The sequence below is a fragment of the Micromonospora sp. ATLC16 genome, from assembly GCF_057196645.1.
In genome coordinates this window covers 1-19801 of sequence record NZ_JBXUOW010000038.1, presented here as the reverse complement: position 1 = coordinate 19801, position 19801 = coordinate 1, and the positions used below count along the sequence as shown (strand labels likewise).

General features: G+C 71.7%; 16 protein-coding genes. 10 read left to right on the top strand and 6 right to left on the bottom strand.

Annotated features, from left to right (window positions below; translation table 11 throughout):
• Window positions 1-12 precede the first annotated feature (12 nt).
• From AC2CHE_RS17120 to valS, 5 genes are all read left to right on the top strand, one after another.
• The gene (locus tag AC2CHE_RS17120) at window positions 13-1506 is read left to right on the top strand and encodes a DNA-3-methyladenine glycosylase 2 family protein (RefSeq protein WP_484505884.1); all 1494 of its coding nucleotides are present in this window, start codon (window positions 13-15) and stop codon (window positions 1504-1506) included.
• Window positions 1507-1596: 90 nt separating this feature from the next.
• Window positions 1597-2121 (top strand): methylated-DNA--[protein]-cysteine S-methyltransferase, encoded by a 525-nt coding sequence (locus tag AC2CHE_RS17115; RefSeq protein WP_484505883.1) that lies wholly within the window; start codon window positions 1597-1599, stop codon window positions 2119-2121.
• Between the two features lie 163 nt (window positions 2122-2284).
• Entirely contained in the window at window positions 2285-4135 is a 1851-nt protein-coding gene (locus AC2CHE_RS17110) for an ABC transporter ATP-binding protein (RefSeq protein ID WP_484505882.1), read from the top strand.
• A complete protein-coding gene (locus AC2CHE_RS17105; RefSeq protein ID WP_484505881.1) occupies window positions 4132-6009 on the top strand; it encodes an ABC transporter ATP-binding protein in 1878 nt (625 codons plus the stop codon). Before AC2CHE_RS17110 ends, AC2CHE_RS17105 begins: the two co-directional genes overlap by 4 nt.
• A 58-nt stretch (window positions 6010-6067) precedes the next feature.
• The gene (gene valS / locus AC2CHE_RS17100) at window positions 6068-8632 is read left to right on the top strand and encodes a valine--tRNA ligase (RefSeq protein ID WP_484505880.1); all 2565 of its coding nucleotides are present in this window, start codon (window positions 6068-6070) and stop codon (window positions 8630-8632) included.
• A gap of 119 nt (window positions 8633-8751) precedes the next feature.
• Here valS and AC2CHE_RS17095 read toward each other — a convergent pair whose 3' ends face one another.
• From AC2CHE_RS17095 to AC2CHE_RS17080, 4 genes are read right to left on the bottom strand one after another with little or no spacing between them, the layout of a single operon-like run.
• Window positions 8752-9462: an ABC transporter permease gene (locus tag AC2CHE_RS17095; protein ID WP_484505879.1), complete on the bottom strand. Its 711-nt coding sequence runs from the start codon at window positions 9460-9462 to the stop codon at window positions 8752-8754.
• Window positions 9462-10403 carry an ABC transporter ATP-binding protein gene (locus AC2CHE_RS17090; protein ID WP_484505913.1) on the bottom strand — a complete coding sequence of 314 codons (942 nt, stop codon included), beginning with the start codon at window positions 10401-10403 and terminating at the stop codon, window positions 9462-9464. The genes AC2CHE_RS17095 and AC2CHE_RS17090 overlap by 1 nt, the downstream gene beginning before the upstream one ends.
• A gap of 2 nt (window positions 10404-10405) precedes the next feature.
• Complete coding sequence (locus tag AC2CHE_RS17085; RefSeq protein ID WP_484505878.1) at window positions 10406-11287, bottom strand: ABC transporter permease; 882 nt, start codon at window positions 11285-11287, stop codon at window positions 10406-10408.
• Entirely contained in the window at window positions 11280-12194 is a 915-nt protein-coding gene (locus tag AC2CHE_RS17080; protein WP_484505877.1) for an ABC transporter ATP-binding protein, read from the bottom strand. The genes AC2CHE_RS17085 and AC2CHE_RS17080 overlap by 8 nt, the downstream gene beginning before the upstream one ends.
• Window positions 12195-12367: 173 nt before the next feature.
• Here AC2CHE_RS17080 and AC2CHE_RS17075 point away from each other — a divergent pair, with 173 nt between their 5' ends.
• The 4 genes from AC2CHE_RS17075 (at window position 12368) to galT (ending at window position 16548) form a co-directional block, all read left to right on the top strand.
• The gene (locus AC2CHE_RS17075; RefSeq protein ID WP_484505876.1) at window positions 12368-12934 is read left to right on the top strand and encodes a DM13 domain-containing protein; all 567 of its coding nucleotides are present in this window, start codon (window positions 12368-12370) and stop codon (window positions 12932-12934) included.
• A gap of 128 nt (window positions 12935-13062) precedes the next feature.
• Entirely contained in the window at window positions 13063-14592 is a 1530-nt protein-coding gene (gene cysC / locus AC2CHE_RS17070; RefSeq protein ID WP_484505875.1) for an adenylyl-sulfate kinase, read from the top strand.
• A gap of 94 nt (window positions 14593-14686) precedes the next feature.
• Complete coding sequence (locus AC2CHE_RS17065) at window positions 14687-15475, top strand: DeoR/GlpR family DNA-binding transcription regulator (protein WP_484505874.1); 789 nt, start codon at window positions 14687-14689, stop codon at window positions 15473-15475.
• Complete coding sequence (gene galT, locus AC2CHE_RS17060) at window positions 15472-16548, top strand: galactose-1-phosphate uridylyltransferase (protein WP_484505873.1); 1077 nt, start codon at window positions 15472-15474, stop codon at window positions 16546-16548. Before AC2CHE_RS17065 ends, galT begins: the two co-directional genes overlap by 4 nt.
• A gap of 332 nt (window positions 16549-16880) precedes the next feature.
• On the opposite strand, the gene AC2CHE_RS17055 is transcribed toward galT, so the two are convergent.
• Both AC2CHE_RS17055 and AC2CHE_RS17050 read right to left on the bottom strand, forming a co-directional pair.
• On the bottom strand, window positions 16881-18098 hold the full coding sequence (locus AC2CHE_RS17055) for an NADP-dependent isocitrate dehydrogenase (protein ID WP_484505872.1): 1218 nt from the start codon (window positions 18096-18098) through the stop codon (window positions 16881-16883).
• A gap of 182 nt (window positions 18099-18280) precedes the next feature.
• Window positions 18281-18679 (bottom strand): VOC family protein, encoded by a 399-nt coding sequence (locus AC2CHE_RS17050; protein ID WP_484505912.1) that lies wholly within the window; start codon window positions 18677-18679, stop codon window positions 18281-18283.
• Between the two features lie 82 nt (window positions 18680-18761).
• On the opposite strand from AC2CHE_RS17050, the gene AC2CHE_RS17045 reads away from it, so the two are divergent.
• Window positions 18762-19547, top strand: coding sequence for a TetR/AcrR family transcriptional regulator (locus AC2CHE_RS17045; protein WP_484505871.1), 786 nt, complete (start codon window positions 18762-18764; stop codon window positions 19545-19547).
• Window positions 19548-19801 lie beyond the last annotated feature (254 nt).

The following is a 19801-nucleotide window of genomic DNA, read 5'->3' as shown; positions in this document are numbered from 1 at the left end:
ATCATCGGTTACGTGGAACTCGACTTCGAACGGTGTTACCGGGCCGTCGACAGCCGTGACCAGCGGTTCGACGGCTGGTTCTATACCGGGGTGACCTCAACCGGGATCTACTGCCGGCCGTCCTGTCCGGCGATGACCCCGAAGCGACGCAACGTGCGTTTCTTCCCGTCGTCGGCGGCGGCCCAGCGGTCCGGGCTGCGCGCGTGCCGTCGCTGCCGCCCGGACGCCTCCCCCGGCTCACCTCAGTGGGACGTACGGGCCGACGTGGTCGGCCGGGCGATGCGACTGATCGCCGACGGCGTGGTAGATCGAGACGGGGTGCCGGGGCTGGCCGCCCGGCTGGGCTACACCGAACGGCACCTGCATCGGATGCTGCGGGCGGAACTCGGCGCGGGGCCGCTGGCACTGGCCCGGGCCCAGCGCGCGCAGACCGCCCGCACCCTGATCGAGACGACCGGGCTGGGCCTGGCCGAGATCGCGTTCGCCGCCGGGTTCGGCAGCGTCCGCCAGTTCAACGACACCGTACGCGCGGTCTACGGCGCACCGCCGTCGCAGTTGCGTAGCGGAAACGGCACGGCCGTCGGTGGTGCGGGCACGGTCACCCTGCGGCTGGCGTACCGGCCGCCGCTGCACGCCGTCGCGCTGCTTGATTTCCTCGCCCGGCGCACGCTGCCCGGCATCGACGAGGTGGTCGACGGGGCGTACCGGCGGGGGCTGCGGCTGCCGCACGGCCCCGGCGAGGCCACGCTCACCCCGGCGGCCGGTCACGTGACGGCGACGCTGCGCCTGACCGACCTGCGCGATCTGGCGCCCGCCGTGGCCCGCTGCCGACGGCTGCTCGACCTGGACGCGGATCCGGCCGCCGTCAACCAGACGCTCGCCGCCGACCCCGCGCTGGCCGCGACGGTGACGGCCGAGCCCGGGGTACGCGTCCCCCGCGCGGTGGACGGCTTCGAGATGGCCGTCCGCGCCATCGCCACCCAGCAGGTTTCCGTGGCCTCCGCCCGTACCACCCTCACCAACCTGCTCGCCCACACCGGCGCAGTTGATCAGGAAGTTCTGGTCTCGGAGAGCGCTTCCGGCCGGCGCGATGCTCTTGGTCGATGGGATGGGTCGCGGGGTGGGGCGCTGCGCGGGTTCGCGACCGTGGAGGAGGTGCTGGGGGTGCCGGATTCGGGGTTCCGGATGCCGGTGGGGCGGCGCGAAACGATCCGGGCGGTGGCGCGGGCGGTCGCAGCCGGTGAGCTTGACCTGGAGTCGGGTGGTGATCGGGAGGAGACGGTGCGGCGGCTGACCGCGATTCCTGGCGTCGGCGCCTGGACCGCGGGCTACCTGGCCATGCGCGCGCTCGGCGACCCCGACACGTTCCTCCCCACCGACCTCGCGCTACGTCGGGGCGCCGCCGCCCTCGGCCTCACCGACAGCCCCAAGATCCTCGACGGGTACGCCGTCCGCTGGCGCCCCTGGCGCTCGTACGCCGTGATCCGTCTCTGGCGGTCGGCGTGAGCCCGGCCGCCGGCTCCAGCCGAGTCCAACCGCCCGGCCCAGCCTGGGTCCACCGGGCAGGCCAGCATCGACCCAACCCTGGAGAGCCGCATGAGCAGTACGAACACCACGAGCAGCATGATCGACAGCACCGTCATCGACACCCCCGCCGGGCCGTTCACCGTTCTTGTCGGCCCGGACGGCGCGGTACGGGCGTCCGGGTTCACTCCGGACCCGGCGAACCTGCTGCCGCTGGTGCACCCCGGCCTGCGTGGTCAGCCTCGACACCGGCCGGACCTCGGTCCGGTCACCGCAGCCGTCACCGACTACCTCGACGGCAACCTGACCGCGGTCGACGACGTCCCGGTCGAACAGCACACCGGCGGGGCGTTCATGGAACATGCCTGGCAGGTGTTGCGCGACGTCAAACCGGGCGCACCGGTCACCTACACCGGGTACGCCGCCCTGGCCGGCCGCCCCACCGCGGTACGCGCCGCTGCGGCGGCCTGCGCCCGCAATGCCGCCGCGCTGTTCGTCCCCTGCCACCGGGTGCTGCGCACCGACGGCACGCTCGGCGGCTACCGCTGGGGGCTGCCGGTGAAACGCTGGCTCCTCGACCACGAACGACTCGGCTAGCAACGCACAATCGGCAACCATCACGGTGTGCAACGGCACTCGCCGGTCACCCGCCGACCAGAGCCAAAGGGGTGGGAGGTGGTAGGGCGGCGGGCGGCGACGGCGGCGCAGCTGACAGCAAGCCGACACCGACATCGCCGTCAGATGCGGCTACCGTCGGGTAGTGGCTGCGGGGAGCGGCGGCGGCCCGGCCGACCGGGGCGAGATCCGTCGACATCCCCTGCGCAACCTCTGGCGGCTGCGCCGCTACCTGCGTCCACACGCCTTCGAGTTCGGGTGGCTGATGCTGGCCGGGCTCGCCGCCACGGGTGCCGGCATCGCCGTACCTCTGGTGGCGCAACGGGTGGTCGACGGGCCGGTGGCCCGGCGTGACCTGACCGGTCTGTTCCTGCTGGCCGGGCTGGCACTGCTGCTCGGCCTGACCGAAGCCCTGCTGATCTTCATCCGGCGGTGGGTACAGTCGTCGTCCTCGTTGGCGATGGAGGCAGCCATCCGCAACGATGTCTACGCCCACCTGCAACGGCTCTCCGCCAGCTTCCACGACCGGTGGCCGTCCGGTCAGTTGCTCTCCCGGATCACCAGCGACCTGTCGGTGCTGCGCCGCTTTCTCTCCTTCGGCCTGTTCTTTCTCGTTCTCAACCTGGTCACCTACCTGGCCGTGGTGGTGCTGCTGATCCGGTTGCATCCCACACTGGGGATGCTGGTGGCCGCCAGCGCGGCGCCGCTGTTCCTGATCGCCCGCCGCTTCGGTCGGCACTACCATGTCGCGTCCCGCCGGATGCAGGACCAGCAGGGCGACGTGGCCACGCTGGTCGAGGAGACCGCTCAGGGGCTACGCACGATGAAGGCGTACGGGCGGGGGCCGCAACTGGTCGCCCGGTTCGCCGCCGGCACCGAGGCGCTGCACGACACCGGGATCGGCAAGGGACGGCTGCTCGCCCGCACCTCGGCGCTGCTCGACCTGGTGCCGAACCTGACTCTGGGCACGGTCCTGGTGGCCGGGACCGCCGCGGTCGCCGGCGGACGACTCACCATCGGTCAGCTCGTGGCCTTCGTCAGCCTTCAGTTGATGCTGATCTGGCCGGTGCAGTCGCTCGGCTGGATCATCGCCAACGGGCAGGAGGCGGCCACCGCCGCGGACCGGATCCAGGAGGTGCTGGACACCCGGCCGGCCATCGTGGAGCATCCGGTCGCCATCGCCCTGGAGCGCTCGACGGTGCGCGGTCGGCTCCGCTTCGAGGGAGTGGGCTTCCGTTATCCGGCAAGCCCGGTTCCGGTACTGCGCGGCCTCGATCTCACCGTCGAGCCCGGCGAGACCGTGGCCGTGGTCGGTGCCACCGGCAGCGGCAAGAGCACCCTGTTGTCCCTGGTACCTCGACTGCACGACGTCAGCGCCGGCCGTATCACCCTCGACGGGTACGACCTGCGGGGCCTGCGGCTGGCTTCGCTGCGCGGCCTGGTCGGGTTCGCCTTCGAGGAGCCGACGCTGTTCTCCATGTCGGTGTGGGAGAACCTCACCCTGGGCCGAGCCGACGCCGGCGAGGACGAGGTCCGGGCCGCGCTGACGCTGGCCCAGGCCGAGTTCGCGTACGACCTGCCGTGGGGGCTGCGTACCCGGCTCGGGGAGCAGGGCCTGTCGCTCTCCGGCGGCCAGCGGCAACGACTCGCCCTGGCCCGGGCGGTGCTGATCCGACCGGCCGTGCTCGTGCTCGACGACCCGCTCTCCGCGCTCGACGTGCACACCGAGGCGCTTGTGGAGTCGGCGCTCAAGCGGGTGCTGCGCGACACCACCGCGCTGCTGGTGGTGCACCGCCCGTCCACCATCGCCCTGGCCGACCGGGTGGCGTTGCTGGAGCACGGCCGGATCACCGCCGTCGGCACCCATGCCGCGCTGCTCGCCGACGTGCCCGCGTACCGTGGGCTGCTCTCCGCCGAGCCGACCGCGTCGACGACCGCCGGAACACCGACGTCGACCGATCCAGCGCCCGGTGGCTCTCCCCTGGTGCTCTCGTGACCGCCGCGTCGGCCGTGCCGGATCCACCGCCCGGAGCGGACCCGACTGACTGGCGGGGGGTGGCACCCGACCCGCACGCCGACCGCAGCCTCGCCGAGGACACCGATCCGGCGGCGGTGGCCCGGCTGCGGGCCCGCAGCCGGGCGCTGCTGGCGGACATGCTGCGCCCGCACCGGACCCGGCTGGGCACGGCGGTCGCGCTGCTGTTGACCCAGAACGCCGCGGCCATGTCCGGGCCGTACCTGGTCATGCTCGGCATCGACCGGGCGATCGAGCCGCTCCGGGCCGGCGAGCCCGGCCCGTTGATCACCGTGGCCGTGTCGTTCGCCGCTGCGGCCGGCATCGAGTACGCGGCCCGGCGTGGCTTCCTCAGCATCTCCGCCCGGATCGGCCAGGCCGTCCTGCTCGACCTGCGCCGCCGGGTGTACGCGCACTTCCTGCACCTGCCGGTGGCGTTCCACGAGCGCTACACGTCAGGACGGATGATCTCGCGCCTGACCAGTGACATCGACTCGATCGCCGAGCTGGTCGACGGGGGTGTCGAGAGCCTGGTGATGGCCGCCCTGACGATCGTCTCGGTGGCCGGCATCCTGCTCTGGCTGGACCTGCCGCTGGCGTCGGTGACGCTGCTCGCCTTTCCGCTGTTGTTCTGGCTGTCCCGCTGGTTCGCCCGGGCCTCGGCCTCCGCGTACCGGCGTACCCGGGAGGCGATGGCGCTGGTCATCGTCCATTTCGTCGAGTCGATGCGGGGTGTCCGGGCGGTGCAGGCGTACCGCCGCGAGGCACGCAACCAACACATCTTCGACTCGGTGAGCGACGACTACCGGCGCTCCAGCCGGCACGCGTTCCACCTGATCGCTACCTACTCACCGGGCATCAAATTGATCGGCAACGTCACCGTCGCGGTGGTGCTCTGCTATGGCGGTGCCCGGGTGCTGGGCGGCGACACCGGGGTCGGTGTGCTCGCGGCCTTCCTGCTCTACCTGCGCCGGTTCTTCGAGCCGATGCAGGAGCTGAGCCAGTTCTACAACTCCCTACAGTCGGCGACGGCGGCGTTGGAGAAGCTCGCCGGGGTGCTCGACGAGCGTCCCTCGGTCGCCGAACCGACCCGACCCGTGCCACTGCCCGACGGCGCGACTCGCGGCGCGGTCCGCTTCCACGCGGTGTCGTTCGGGTACCGCCCGGACTCGCCGATCCTCACCGGGCTGGACCTCACCGTCCCTGCCGGTCAGACCGTGGCCCTGATCGGGCCGACCGGCGCCGGCAAGTCCACCGTCGCCAAGCTGCTCGCCCGGTTCCACGACCCGGACACCGGCACGGTCACCCTCGGTGGTGTGGACCTGCGCGCGGTGGCCGACGCGGACCTGCGCCGGGCGATGGTGCTGGTCACCCAGGAGACGCACCTGTACGGCGGCACCATCGCGGACAACATCCGGTTCGGCCGTCCGGACGCCGACGACGAGGCCGTGGAGGCCGCCGCCCGGGCGATCGGCGCACACGACTTCATCGCGGCGCTGCCCGACGGGTACGCCACCGAGGTGCACCGGCGCGGCGGACGGCTCTCCGCCGGCCAGCGGCAGCTGGTCGCCTTCGCGCGGGCCTTCCTGGCCGACCCGGCGGTGCTGATCCTCGACGAGGCCACCTCCTCGCTTGACGTCCCGACCGAACGTCTGGTGCAGCGCGCGCTCGGCAGCATCCTGCGGGACCGGACCGCGCTGGTGATCGCGCACCGGCTCTCCACGGTGGAGACCGCCGACCGGGTGCTGGTCCTCGACCGGGGCCGGATTGTCGAGGACGGACCGCCGGCCGAGCTGATCGTCGGCGGGGGCCGGTACGCCGCCCTGCACCGCCAGTGGCGCGACTCGCTGCGCTGACCCGTTGGTGATCAGGTAATGGCGTGCCCACCACGGTCCCGGTGCCTACGATCTACGGATGGCTGATACGGCGGGAACGGCCCGCACCGGGGTCCCCGAGCGTCCGGGTCTGGACGGCATCGAGGAGACCTGGTCGCGCCGCTGGCAGGAGGAGGGCACGTACGCGTTCGACCGCTCGAAGGAGCGCTCGGACGTATACGCGATCGACACCCCGCCGCCGACCGTATCGGGCGAGCTGCACATGGGGCACGTCTTCTCGTACACGCACACCGACCTGGTCGCCCGGTTCCAACGGATGCGCGGCCGGACGGTCTTCTACCCGATCGGCTGGGACGACAACGGCCTGCCCACCGAGCGCCGGGTGCAGAACGTGTACGGGGTCCGGTGTGACCCCTCGCTGCCGTACGACCCGGACTGGGAGCCGCCGACCGGGCCCGTGGACGACGCCGCCCGGAAGAACCCGACCCCGATCTCCCGGCGCAATTTCATCGAGCTGTGCGAGCGGTTGACCGTCGCCGACGAGCAGGTCTTCGAGGCGTTGTGGCGGCGGCTCGGCCTGTCGGTGGACTGGTCGTTGATGTACACCACCATCGGCGCGGCGGCCCGCGCCACCTCCCAGCGGGCGTTCCTGCGCAACCTGGCCCGGGGCGAGGCGTACCAGGCCGAGGCGCCGACGCTCTGGGACGTCGGTTTCGCCACCGCCGTGGCGCAGGCCGAACTGGAGGACCGGGAACGCCCCGGCGCGTACCACCGGTTGCGCTTCCACGGACCCGGTGGGCGGGCGGTGCTGATCGACACCACCCGGCCGGAACTCCTGCCGGCCTGCGTCGCGCTGGTCTGCCACCCCGACGACGAGCGGTACGCGGACCTGGTCGGCACCTCCGTGCGTACCCCGGTGTTCGGGGTGGAGGTGCCGGTGCGCGCGCACCCGCTGGCGGACCCGGCCAAGGGCACCGGCATCGCGATGGTCTGCACCTTCGGCGATCTGACCGACGTGACCTGGTGGCGGGACCTGGCCCTGGACACCCGGGTGGTGATCGGCCGGGATGGCCGGCTGCTGCCGGAGCCACCCGCCGGGGTGCCCGCGCAGCCGTACGCGGCGCTGGCCGGGCAGACCGTCAACGGCGCCCGGCGGACGGTGGTGGAGCAGCTGACCGAGGCGGATGACCTGGTCGGTGAGCCGCGCCCGATCAGCCACCCGGTGAAGTTCTACGAGCGGGGCGACCGGCCCCTGGAGATCGTCTCGACCCGGCAGTGGTACCTGCGCAACGGTGGCCACGACACCGATCTGCGAGAGGAACTGCTGGCCCGTGGCCGGGAACTGCGCTGGGTGCCGGAGCACATGCGGCACCGCTACGAGCACTGGGTCGGCGGCCTCACCGGCGACTGGCTGGTCAGCCGGCAGCGCTACTTCGGGGTGCCGGTACCGGTGTGGTACCGGCTCGACGACGCTGGCGAACCGGACTGGACCCAGCCTCTCACGCCGGCGGAGTCCGCGCTGCCGATCGACCCGTCCGAGGACGCCCCGCCGGGGTACGACGAGTCGCAGCGCGGCGTGCCGGGCGGCTTCACCGGCGACCCGGACGTGCTGGACACCTGGGCCACCTCGTCGTTGACCCCGCAGATCGTCGGCGGCTGGGAACGGGACCCGGATCTGTACCGGCGGGTCTTCCCGATGGACCTGCGCCCGCAGGGGCACGACATCATCCGCACCTGGCTGTTCGCCACAGTGGTCCGGTCGCATCTGGAGCACGGCGTGCTGCCCTGGCGGACGGTGGAGCTGTCCGGCTGGATCCTCGACCCGGACCGCAAGAAGATGTCGAAGTCCAAGGGGAACGTGGTGACCCCGATGGCGCTGCTCGAACAGCACGGCTCGGACGCGGTGCGGTACTGGTCGGCCAGCGGCAAGCCCGGCACCGACCTGGCCTTCGACCCGGCCCAGATCCGGATCGGCCGACGGCTCGCCACCAAGCTGCTCAACGCGTCGAAGTTCGCGCTCGGGTCGGGTGCCGCCGACGCGCTGCGTGCCCCGGCCACCGAACCACTCGACCGGGCCATGCTCGCCGAACTGTCCGGGGTGGTGGCCATCGCGACAGCGGCGTTCGAGGCGTATGACCACACGGCCGCGTTGCAGGCCACCGAGTCGTTCTTCTGGCGGTTCTGCGACGACTACATCGAGTTGGTGAAGGAACGTGCCTACGGCAGCGGGGCCGGCGCGGACTCGGCCCGGGCTGCGCTGGCCACGGCGCTGTCGGCGCAGCTGCGGCTCTTCGCCCCGGTGCTGCCGTACGCGACCGAGGAGGTCTGGTCGTGGTGGCGGTACGGTTCGGTGCACCGCGCGCCGTGGCCGACCACGTACGAGGTGGGCCGGGCGATCCAGGGCGACGGTGATCCGCACCTGCTGCGGCTCGCCGCCGACGCGCTGGGGCAGGTCCGCCGGGCCAAGTCCGAGCGGAAGCTGTCGATGAAGGCGGAGGTGCCGCTGGCCGAGGCGCTCGGCCCGGCCGCGCTGCTCGACCAGCTCACGTTGGTCATCGACGACCTGCGCGCGGCGGGCCGGATCGACAAGCTCGACCTGCTCCCCGACCGCACTCCCGAGCTGGTCATCGCCTGCGCCTTCTGACCGCGCCGGGACCGCGCCCCGCTGGCACCCGGGCACCATCGGGGACGGTGCTGCCTCGACGGCGCGGGAGGCAGCACTTCCCCCGAAAGTGCTGCCTCCCGCGCCCGCCCGGGGGTGGGTCAGCTGGTTTCGCCGGCTACCGAGAAGGAGCGCAGGCGGTCGATGGCGAGGAAGGTGGCGGCGACGATGATCAGCGCGGTCATCACCGCCGCCACCGACACGGAGACGGTGGTGCCGAGCAGGTCGGTCGGGGCGAGCCGGTCGGCCAAAGCGATCACGTAGTGCTGGATCGACAGCACCCGGGTGCCGCTGACCACGTTGCTGAGCAGCCCTTCCCAGATCAGCACGTAGACCAGACCGAGCAGCACCGGTCGCCGGGTGAGCAGGCTGGCCACCATGAACAACGCCGTGTAGGCCAGCGCACCGACCGACGCGGCGACGGCGAGCGCCACGCCGAGGCGTACCGAATCGGCCAGCAGGCCCGCCGCGAACAGCGGGACCGCGACGGTGACCGCGGTGACGCCGGCCGCGACGGCCAGCTTCGGCAACACGATCTGCCAGCGCGGCAGTGGCGTGGTGAGCACGTGCACCACCGTGCCGTCGTCGATCTCGGCCCCGAGCACGCCGGTGCCGACGATCAGGGAGACCACCGGCAGCACCACGGCCAACCCGAGGCCGACAAGCACCGGTGGGCCCCAGTCGGTGGGTTCGACACCGAGCCCCCGGGAGAGCACGGCCAGCCCCACCAGCAGTACCGGAAGCGGAAGCAACAGCAGGAACCGGCGACGCCCGAACAGGCCACGCACGGTGATCCACGAGACAGTGGACATCAGGCCTCCACCAGGTAGGAGAAAACGCTCTCCAGGGACTCGTCCTCGGGTATCAGTTGCTGGACCCGGATGCCCCGGGCCAGAGCGACCTTCGGCAGCATCCGGGTGAAGGCGCCGTAGTCACCGGCGCGTACGGTCAGGCCGTCGCGCCCCAGCTCGACCCCGCTCACCGACGTCTCGGCCATCAAGGCGACGGCCAGCGCCCGTTCGTCGGTGGACCGGATGGTGAAGACGTGCGGCCGGTTGGTCATCAGCCGCCGGATGGTCCGGAAGTCACCGGAGGCGGCGAGCCGACCGGCGACCATCACCTGGACCGTGCCGGAGACCTGCTCGACCTCCTCCAGGATGTGTGAGCTGAACAGGATCGTCCGACCCGCGTCGCCGAGGGAGTGCAGCAACTCCATCATGTGCAACCGCTGGCGCGGGTCCATGCCGTTGAACGGCTCGTCCAGCAGCAGCACCTGCGGGTCGTGCACCAGCGCCGCCGCCACCCGGGTGCGCTGCCGCATGCCTTTGGAGTAGGTGCCGATGCGGCGGTCCTGGGCGTCGGCCATCTCCACCAGGTCGATGGCGCGGCGGGCCGCGGCCTGCGGATCCGGCAGCTTGTGCAGCTTCGCGGTGGCCAGCACGAACTCGTACGCGGTGAGGAAGCTGTGCACCGCCTCCCGCTCGCTGACCAGGCCGAGCCGGCGGTAGACCTCCGGGTTGCGCCAGGTGGGCCGACCGTCCAGGGTCACCGCGCCCCGGGACGGGGTGAGGAAGCCGGCCATCATGTGCAGCAGGGTGGTCTTGCCCGCCCCATTGGGGCCGAGCAGCCCGGTGACCCCGGGCCCGAGGCTCATGCTCACGTTGTTGACCGCGACCACGTTGCCGTACCAGCGGGAGACGCCGGCCAGGTCGAGGGTGCTGGTGGTGGCCGCCGGTGCGGCGGTGTCCGTCATGGTCATCGTGCGGCCACCTTCTTGTAGCGGGCCAGCAGCAGGGCGACGCAGCCCGCCACGAGCGCGACGGCGGCCAGCGCGTACACCGGGCCGAACGGCCCGAGGTCGAGGTCGGCGGTGTTGGCCTCGGTGATCAGCAGGTCGCGCATCGTCCAGAGGCCGACGCCCTCCACCAGGGTGGGCGGCGAGGCGATGCCGGCGAGCTGGTTCGCCGCCTGCGAGGGCAGGACCGTCAGGATGCCGACGATCGGCGTGGTCATCAGGAACACGGCCACGATTCCGCCGGCGGCGAAGGCGCGCTTGCCGGTGAGCGAGGCGATCAGCAGACCGACCGAGGCGAAGACCACCGCCCACAGTCCGGCGTAGAGCAGCCCGGGCAGCAGGTCGAGCAGTTCGTCCCAGACCGCGCCCATGTTGTCGGCGGTGAAGGCACCACCGAGGAACATCAGCAGTTGCGGCGCGCCGAGCAGCAGGAACAGCGCGGTCACCAAAGCCAGCAGCTTGGCCAGCGGGTAGTCGGCGTGCGGCAGGGGCCGGGAGAAGTACAGCGGCAGCACCCCACTGCGCATGTCCCGGGAGACCAGTTCGGGCGCGGCCACCGCGACGAAGAAGATGACCAGCCAGCTCATCGCGTCGGCGAACTGGGCGTACGTCATGATCACTTCGCCGATCTGGCTGCGGATCGCGGTCACCGCGGCGGCGACCAGCAGCACGATGCCGACCACCAGCCAGGGAAAGATCTTGGCTTTGGCGCTCCGACCCAGCCCGAAGGCGGTCCGCACGCCGTGCAGGTACAGCGCCCCGAAGACGTGTCGGCGACCGAGCCGGGGACCGGTGTAGCGCTGGTAGCCGATGTCGTGGATGACGCCGGTCGGCTCAGGCATGGCTGTTCTCCCTCCGGGCGAAGAGTTCGGCCACCCGGTGCCGGCGCTGGTCCAGCCGGTGCAGGGGCAGGTCCAGCTCGGCCACCGCACCGAGGATCAGGTCGTAGGTGCCCTGGTCGGCCAGCGGCACCAGCAGCAGCCTGCCTTCCCGGCCGACCGGCAGGTCGAGCGCGGCCAGCCGGGTCGCCAGCGCCTCGGTGCCCTCGCTGACCTCGACCGCGAGCACGTCGGTGGCCGAGGTCATGGCGGCGATGTGGTCGGCCCGCAGCAGCCGCCCGCCCTCGATGGCGACCAAAGTGTCGCAGATCCGCTCGACCTCGCCGAGCAGGTGTGAGCAGACCAGTACGGAGATGCCGAACTCGGTGCCGATCCGCTGCACCAGCGCGAGCATCGCGTCCCGCCCGGCCGGGTCGAGGCCGTTGGTGGGCTCGTCGAGCAGCAGCAGGTCGGGATCGTGCACCAGCGCCTGGGCGAGCTTGACCCGCTGCTTCATGCCGGTGGAGTAGCCGCCCACCGGCCGGTGGCGCTCCTCGTGCAGACCGACGTGGCGCAGCGCCTCGGAGGCCCGTTCCCGGGCGACCGTGCGCGGCAGGCCGCTGATCCGCCCCAGATGGGTGACCAGTTCGGCGGCGGAAAGGTCGGGCGGCAGGCAGTCGTGCTCGGGCATGTAGCCGACCCGGGCCCGCACCGCCGCCGGGTCGGTGGTCGGATCCAGGCCCAGCACCTGTATCCGGCCGCGGGTGGGAGTGAGCAGGCCGAGCAGCAGCTTGATCAGAGTCGACTTGCCGGCGCCGTTGGCGCCGACCAGACCGACGATCCCTGGTTCCACCGCGACCGTCAGATCGGACAGTGCGGTGACCCCGCCGCCGTAGACCTTCGTCAACGACTCGGTTGCGATCAGTGTCACGCCCGTAAGCCTAGAGCCGTGGGACAATGCACCGCGCTCCGGAAGCAACCCCCGTTTCCCTGATACCGGCGCCGATTTCCCCTAGGGAGATCCGCCGCCACCCGGGCAGTCGGTTCGCAGTTCGTAAGATTTGCCCGGCTGACAGGGCGCGAACAGCCACGACAGACTGGGACATGCTCATTCGCCGTCTGTTCCGCACCCCGCTCACCTGGGTCGCGATCACCGTGCTGGCCGCTGGTTCGGCGTTCGGCCTGTACTGGTTCCAGCCGTGGAAGCTGCTGACCGACGCCGAGGTGGCCGAGCGGCTCACCGTGGTCGCCACCCCGGCGACGTCCGCCGCACCAACCGGTTCGGCCACGGCGACCGCTTCCGCCTCCCCGGACGCCACGGCGGCGACCCTGGTCAGCTCCGGCGACTTCATCAGCCACGAACACGACACCAGCGGAAGCGCGCGGATCGTGCGCACCGGCGACGGGCAGCACCGGCTGGAGTTGGTCGGTCTGAACACCTCCAACGGCCCCGACCTGCGGGTGTGGCTGACCGACCAGCCGGTGATCGAAGGTCGGGACGGGTGGCACGTGTTCGACGACGGCCGCTGGGTCGAGTTGGGGCGGCTCAAGGGCAATCGCGGCAACCAGGGTTACGCGATTCCGGACGATGTCGAGCTGTCGGACCTGACCAGCGTCTCCATCTGGTGCAAGCGGTTCGCGGTCTCGTTCGGCGCGGCCACGCTGGGCTGAGCGGCCGAACGCGTACGACATCGCGAAGCGGCCCGTCGACAGCAGTGACACGGCGGGCATGGTGGCGCTCTCGACCGATCGGCGACCGGCTGCGAAACTGTGTGCCGGTCGCCGGAGTTGGGGGTCTGATGAGCAACGGGTGGGTGCTGCCCGACGAGGTGCTGCGGGAGGCTCCGGCGTACACGCCGCGTCCCGGTGAACTCGCTGATCTCGAGCTGCTGTTGATCGGTGCGTACGCGCCGCTGGCCGGCTTCATGACCCGGGCCGACCTGGTCTCGGTCAGTCGCCGGGGCCGGCTCGTCGACGGTGCCCCATGGCCGGTCGCCGTCCCGCTCCAGGTGCCCGCGACGGTGGTGCAGCAGCTCGACCTCGCCGACCCCGGCCGCCGGACGTTGGTGCTGACCGACAGCGAGGGCGCCCCGATGGCGGCCCTGGAGGTGACCGACGCCTGGACGATCCGCGACGGCGTGGCCGGGGTCGGCGGCACCGTACGCCGGCTGGGCTACGGCGCTCACGGTCCGTTCCAGCGGCTGCGGCGTACGCCCGAGGAGGTCCGCGCGTTGCTGCCGCCGGGCCGGGTGCTCGGGGTGGTCGCCGACCGGCCGCTGCACCGGCCGCAACTGGCGCAGATCGCACACGCCGTGCGCACCCTGAGCGCCCACTTGCTGATCATGATTCCGGTGGGCGAGGACGGCACCGGTGGACTGCCGCCGGAGGCGCTGGTCCGTAGCGTGTTCGCCGCCCGGGACCGGATGCCTCCGGCGACCCTGGTCGCCGTGCCGTTCTCCCGGCGACGCGACGAGATCAGTGACGCCCTGCTGCTGGCCCGGGTCTCCGCCGCGTACGGCGTCACCCACCTGCTGTCCACCGGCGAGATGCTCTCCGGGGCCGGGCTGCGGGTGCTGGTGCCCCGCGAGTTGGCCTACGACAATCGGGACGGCCAGTGGCGCTGGCGCGATGACATCCCGCCCCGCAACCGGCGGCTGGCGCTGAGCCAGGCAGAGATCGAAGACCTGCTGGACCGGGGTTTCCCGCTGCCCGAGTGGCACACCCCCCCGGCGGTGGCGAAGGAGCTGAGCCGGGTCCGGCCGCCCCGGCGGCACCGCGGCCTGGTGGTGTTCCTGACCGGGCTCTCCGGTTCCGGCAAGTCGACGGTCGCCCGGGGGCTCGCCGACGCGCTGCGCGAGCAGGGCGAACGTACCGTCACGCTGCTCGACGGTGACGTGGTTCGTCGCGAGCTGACCGCTGGGCTGGGCTTCAGCAAGGCCGACCGGGACACCAACGTGCGTCGGATCGGGTGGGTCGCCGCCGAGATCGCCCGGCACCACGGCATCGGCATCTGCTGCCCGATCGCCCCGTACGCCCAGGCCCGGGCGACCGCCCGGGAGATGGCGACGGCGGCGGGTGCCGGGTTCGTGCTGGTGCACGTCGCGACTCCGCTGGAGGTCTGCGAGAAACGCGACCGCAAGGGTCTGTATGCCCGGGCCCGGGCGGGACTGCTCACCGGGATGACCGGCGTCGACGACCCGTACGAGGAGCCGACCGACGCGGATCTGGTGTTGGACACCACCGATCTCACCGTCGACGAGGCGGTGCAGCGGGTCCTGCACCAGCTGACCGAGACCGGTTGGGTGGAGCCGCGCCTGCCCGCGCTCTGATATCGGGGCACCTTCCCTTCCGATGGTCGATCCTGAACGCTAGTGTTTGCTTCTGTTCAGATCTGTTCGCTCAGGTGAAGGTCGGGAGGGGTCGATGCTCGCGCGGCAGCGCCATGCGGCGATTCTCGACCGGGTCCGGGTGACCGGCGGCGTACGCGTCGGCGAGTTGGCCGCCGAGTTCGGCGTCTCCGACATGACCATCCGCCGCGACCTGGACCTGCTGCACGAACGTGGCCTGCTCGCCAAGGTGCACGGCGGCGCCACCGTCGTCGGCGCCACCGACGAGCCGGGCTTTCAGGCCAAGTCGGTACGCCAGCAGGCCGAGAAGGCGGCCATCGCCGCGCGTGCCGCGCAACTGGTCCGGCCCGGGGCGGCTGTCGCGCTCTCCGCCGGCACCACCACCGCGGAACTGGCCCGGCAGCTGCTCGACGTGCCGGCCCTGACCGTGGTGACCAACTCGCTGCCGGTGGCCGACATCCTGCACGAGCGGGGCCGCGCCGACCAGACGGTGGTGCTGACCGGTGGGGTGCGCACCCCCTCCGATGCCCTGGTCGGGCCGATGGCCGTCGGCGCTGTCCGCACCCTGCACCTGGATCTGCTCTTTCTCGGCGTGCACGGGATAACCGAGCGGACCGGTTTCACCACCCCGAACCTGACCGAGGCCGAGACGAACCGGGCCCTGGTCGCGGCGGCGGACCGGTTGGTGGTGCTCGCCGACCACACCAAGTGGGGCACGGTCGGCATCTCCGCCATCGCCGACCTGGGTACGGCCGACGTGCTGGTCACCGACGACCGGTTGGCACCGGAGGCCCGACGACTGCTCACCGACCGGGTCGGCGAGCTGATCGTCGTGCCGGTCACCGAAGGCGGGACATTGCGATGAGACGTACGGCGATCAGCCTGGCCGACGGCCGCGAACTGATCTACTTCGACGAGCGTGACGACGCCGTCCGCGACCAGCCGGACCGGCGCCCGTTGCCGCCGCCCCCACCCGCCTCCCAACTGCGCTACGACCCGCTCACCGACGAATGGGTGGCGCTGGCGGTGCACCGGCAGACCCGGACCTTCCTACCCCCGGCCGACCAGTGCCCGCTCTGCCCCTCGACGCCGGAGCGGCTCAGCGAGATTCCGGCCCCGGAGTACGCGGTCGCGGTCTTCGAGAACCGGTTTCCGGCGCTGAGCGGGCGGGTGGTTGCCGAACCGGCCGCGATCACCCCGTTCACCCCGGCCCGGCCCGGGCAGGGGCGCTGTGAGGTGGTCTGCTTCACCGACGACCACGACACCTCCTTCGCCGCGCTACCGCCGCGCCGGGTGCGTACCGTGCTGGACGCGCTGGCCGACCGGACCACGGCGCTCGGCGGACTGCCCGGCGTCGAGCAGGTCTTCTGCTTCGAGAACCGGGGGGTGGAGATCGGGGTGACGCTGCACCACCCGCACGGGCAGATCTACGCGTACCCGTTCGTCACCCCCCGGACCCGGTCACTGCTGGGCGCGGCCCGCCGGCACGCCGAGCGCACCGGGGGCGGCAATCTCTACGCCGACGTGCTGGCCGCCGAACGCGCCGCCGGCGAGCGGGTGGTGGCGACCAACCAGCACTGGACGGCGTACGTCCCGGCAGCGGCCCGGTGGCCGTTCGAGGTGCACATCGCGCCGCACCGGGCGGTGCCCGACCTGCCGGCGCTGACCGACGCGGAACGCGACTCGTTCGGACCGCTCTACCTGGATTTGCTGCGCCGCTTCGACGGGCTGTTCGACTCGCCCATGCCCTACATCGCCGCCTGGCACCAGGCGCCGGTCCGGATCGAGCGTGAGCTGGGGCATCTGCACCTGCAACTGTTCAGCGTCCGGCGGGCGGCAGACAAGCTGAAGTACCTGGCCGGCTCGGAGTCGGCCATGGGGGTCTTCATCAATGACATCGCCCCGGAGCGGGCCGCCGAGCTGCTGCGGGCGGTGTGACGGGCGGTCCACTCTCGGTCGCCGCGCCGGGCCGGAGCAACGGCCCGGGACAGCAGGGCGCGGGGGGCCCGGGACAGGGCCCCCCGCGGGGAAGGGACGGCTGGCTGTACACGACAGCCGGGAAGGCTGGCTGCTGGGCACGCGAGTCGCGCGGTGGCGACGGTCAACCTTCCAGGACGGGACTGGCATCTCGTCCACCCAGGTCAACGAGGCGCGCCGGACGCAGTGACGCCGATGGGCGCGTCCGGTCGCGACACGCCGCCGTAGCGGCACCGGATACACCGAGCCCGCCGGCGCTCGGGCCGGCGGGCTCGGTGGACTGCGGGTGAGACTCAGGCGGCCAGGCGGCGTGCCAGGTTCTCGTCGAGCGTGTTCATGAACTCGTCGGTGGTCTGCCACGGGGCGTCCCGCGAGATCAGCAGCGCGAGGTCCTTGGTCATCTGGCCGCTTTCGACGGTGTCGACGATGACCTGCTCCAGCGTGTTGGCGAACTCGCTGACCGCCGGGGTGCCGTCCAGCTTGCCCCGGTGGGCCAGGCCACGGGTCCAGGCGTAGATCGAGGCGATCGGGTTGGTCGAGGTCTTCTCGCCCTTCTGCCACTGCCGGTAGTGCCGGGTGACGGTGCCGTGCGCGGCCTCGGCCTCGACGGTGCGACCGTCGGGCGAGAGCAGGACCGAGGTCATCAGGCCGAGCGAGCCGAAGCCCTGCGCGACGGTGTCGGACTGCACGTCACCGTCGTAGTTCTTGCAGGCCCACACGTAGCCGCCCTCCCACTTGAGCGCGGCGGCGACCATGTCGTCGATGAGCCGGTGCTCGTAGGTGAGGCCGGCGGCGTCGAACTCGGCCTTGAACTCGTTCTCGAACACCTCGGCGAAGATGTCCTTGAACCGGCCGTCGTACGCCTTGAGGATGGTGTTCTTGGTGGACATGTAGACCGGGTAGTTGCGGTCCAGGCCGTAGCGGAACGAGGCCCGGGCGAAGTCCCGGATCGACTCGTCGAAGTTGTACATGCCCATCGCGATGCCGCCGCCGGGGAATTCGGCGACCTCCATCTCGACCGGCTGCGTGCCGTCGGCGGGCGTGTAGGTGATGGTCACCGTGCCCGGGCCCGGGACCACGAAGTCGGTGGCCTTGTACTGGTCGCCGTGGGCGTGCCGGCCGATGATGATCGGCTTGGTCCAGCCGGGGACGAGCCGCGGCACGTTGGACATGATGATCGGCTCACGGAAGACGACGCCGCCGAGGATGTTACGAATGGTGCCGTTCGGCGACCGCCACATCTTCTTCAGGCCGAACTCCTCGACCCGGGCCTCGTCCGGAGTGATGGTGGCGCACTTGACGCCTACGCCGTGCTGCTTGATGGCGTTCGCGGCGTCGACGGTCACCTGGTCGTCGGTGGCGTCGCGGTGCTGGATCGAGAGGTCGTAGTAGTGCAGGTCGACGTCGAGGTAGGGCAGGATCAGCTGCTCCCGGATCTGCTTCCAGATGATCCGGGTCATCTCGTCGCCGTCGAGCTCCACGACCGGGTTGTTTACCTTGATCTTCGCCATCGGCCGGCGCTCCTCTCAGGGGACATGCTCAAGCAGTACGAGCGTACTGGATCGGCTCGGACAAGGAACGCCGCGCCCACCGGTCGGCCCGTGCCGGCAAGCCGGCGGCACGGACGTGCGCTGGGTCCGGCGGAGCAATACCCCACCGGACCCAGCGCACACCAGCACGCGGATCGCCTGGTTCAGCCGGCGACCTCCGGCCCGTGCACCCACTGCACGAGTTGCAAAATCACCCCGTTGGGGTCGGTGACCTGGAAGAAGCGCTCACCCCATGGCTCGGTCTGGATCGGGGTGGCGATCGGCACACCGGCGGCGGTGAGCCGGCCGTACTCGGCATCGATGTCGTCCACCACGAAGGCGACGAGCACCCCCTCGGCCCGCTGCGTCCGCAGGCTCTCCGGCTGCAGGCTGGCCAACCCGGTACGCAGGAAGATCAGGTTGAACCCGACGTCCTCCCGGGCCAGCGAGACGAAGCCCTCGGCCGACATCTGCTCCTGAAATCCGAAGTGCTGCTGGACGAACGCGGCCGAGGCCGGCACGTCCTCGACGTTGAGCGAGATCGCCGACGCAGTGATGTGCACGTGCACCCCCGGTGCGGAGACGGTAACTACGTACATTGTACAACGTACTGCGTACGGTGTTTTTCCCTGCGAGGATCGGTGGGTGCCCGAACACCGCACCGGAGGCGGAGACCCCGCTCACACCCTGCGTCTGCTCTGGCGGCAGACCGACGATGCGCCTCGTCGTGGCCCCCGCCAGGGCCACTCACTTGACGACATCGTGCTGGCCGCGATCGAGCTGGCGGACGCCGAAGGGCTTGACGCGGTGACCATGCGGGCGCTCGCCCAGACTGTCGGCGTGGCACCGATGACCCTCTACACGTACGTCCCCGGCAAGGCCGAACTACTCGACCTGATGCTTGACGCCATCTACACCGGCATGTCCAGGCCGGACCGCTCCGGCGACCCGTGGCGGGCACGGGTGGCGGCGGTGGCGACGGACAACCGGGACCTCTTCACCGCTCACCCCTGGGCGGCCGAGATCGCCACCGGCCGCCCACCGCTCGGGCCGGGCCAGATGACGAAGTACGAGTACGAACTGCGCGCCTTCGACGGCACCGGGCTGGACGACGTGACCCGCGACGCCGCACTGACCTATGTCCTCGACTTCGTCCGGGCTGCCACCCGCTCGGCGACCGAGGCACGCTCCGCCCAGCAGGAGAGCGCCTGGACGGACGAACAGTGGTGGACGGCGAACGCACCCCTGTTGGCGCAGGTTCTCGACGAGCGACGGTTTCCGACCGCCGTCCGGGTCGGTGCTGCGGCCGGAGCGGCTCAGAACGCCGCGTACCACCCGGACCACGCGTACGAGTTCGGCCTGGCCCGGGTCCTCGACGGCCTCGCCACCCTGATCCTCCCCCACCGCCCCACCTCTGAACCGCCACAATGATCAAGAGGTTTGGGGGGGGGGGGGGGGGGGGGGGGGGGGGCCGCGGGGGGGGCGGGGCGCGGGGGGGGGGGGGGGGGGGGGGGGGGGGGGGGGGGGGTGGGGGGGCGGCGGCCCCCCCCCCCCCCCCCCCCCCCCCCCCCCCCCCCCCCCCCCCCCCCCCCCCCCCCCCCCCCCCCCCCACCGCTCGGGCCGGGCCAGATGACGAAGTACGAGTACGAACTGCGCGCCTTCGACGGCACCGGGCTGGACGACGT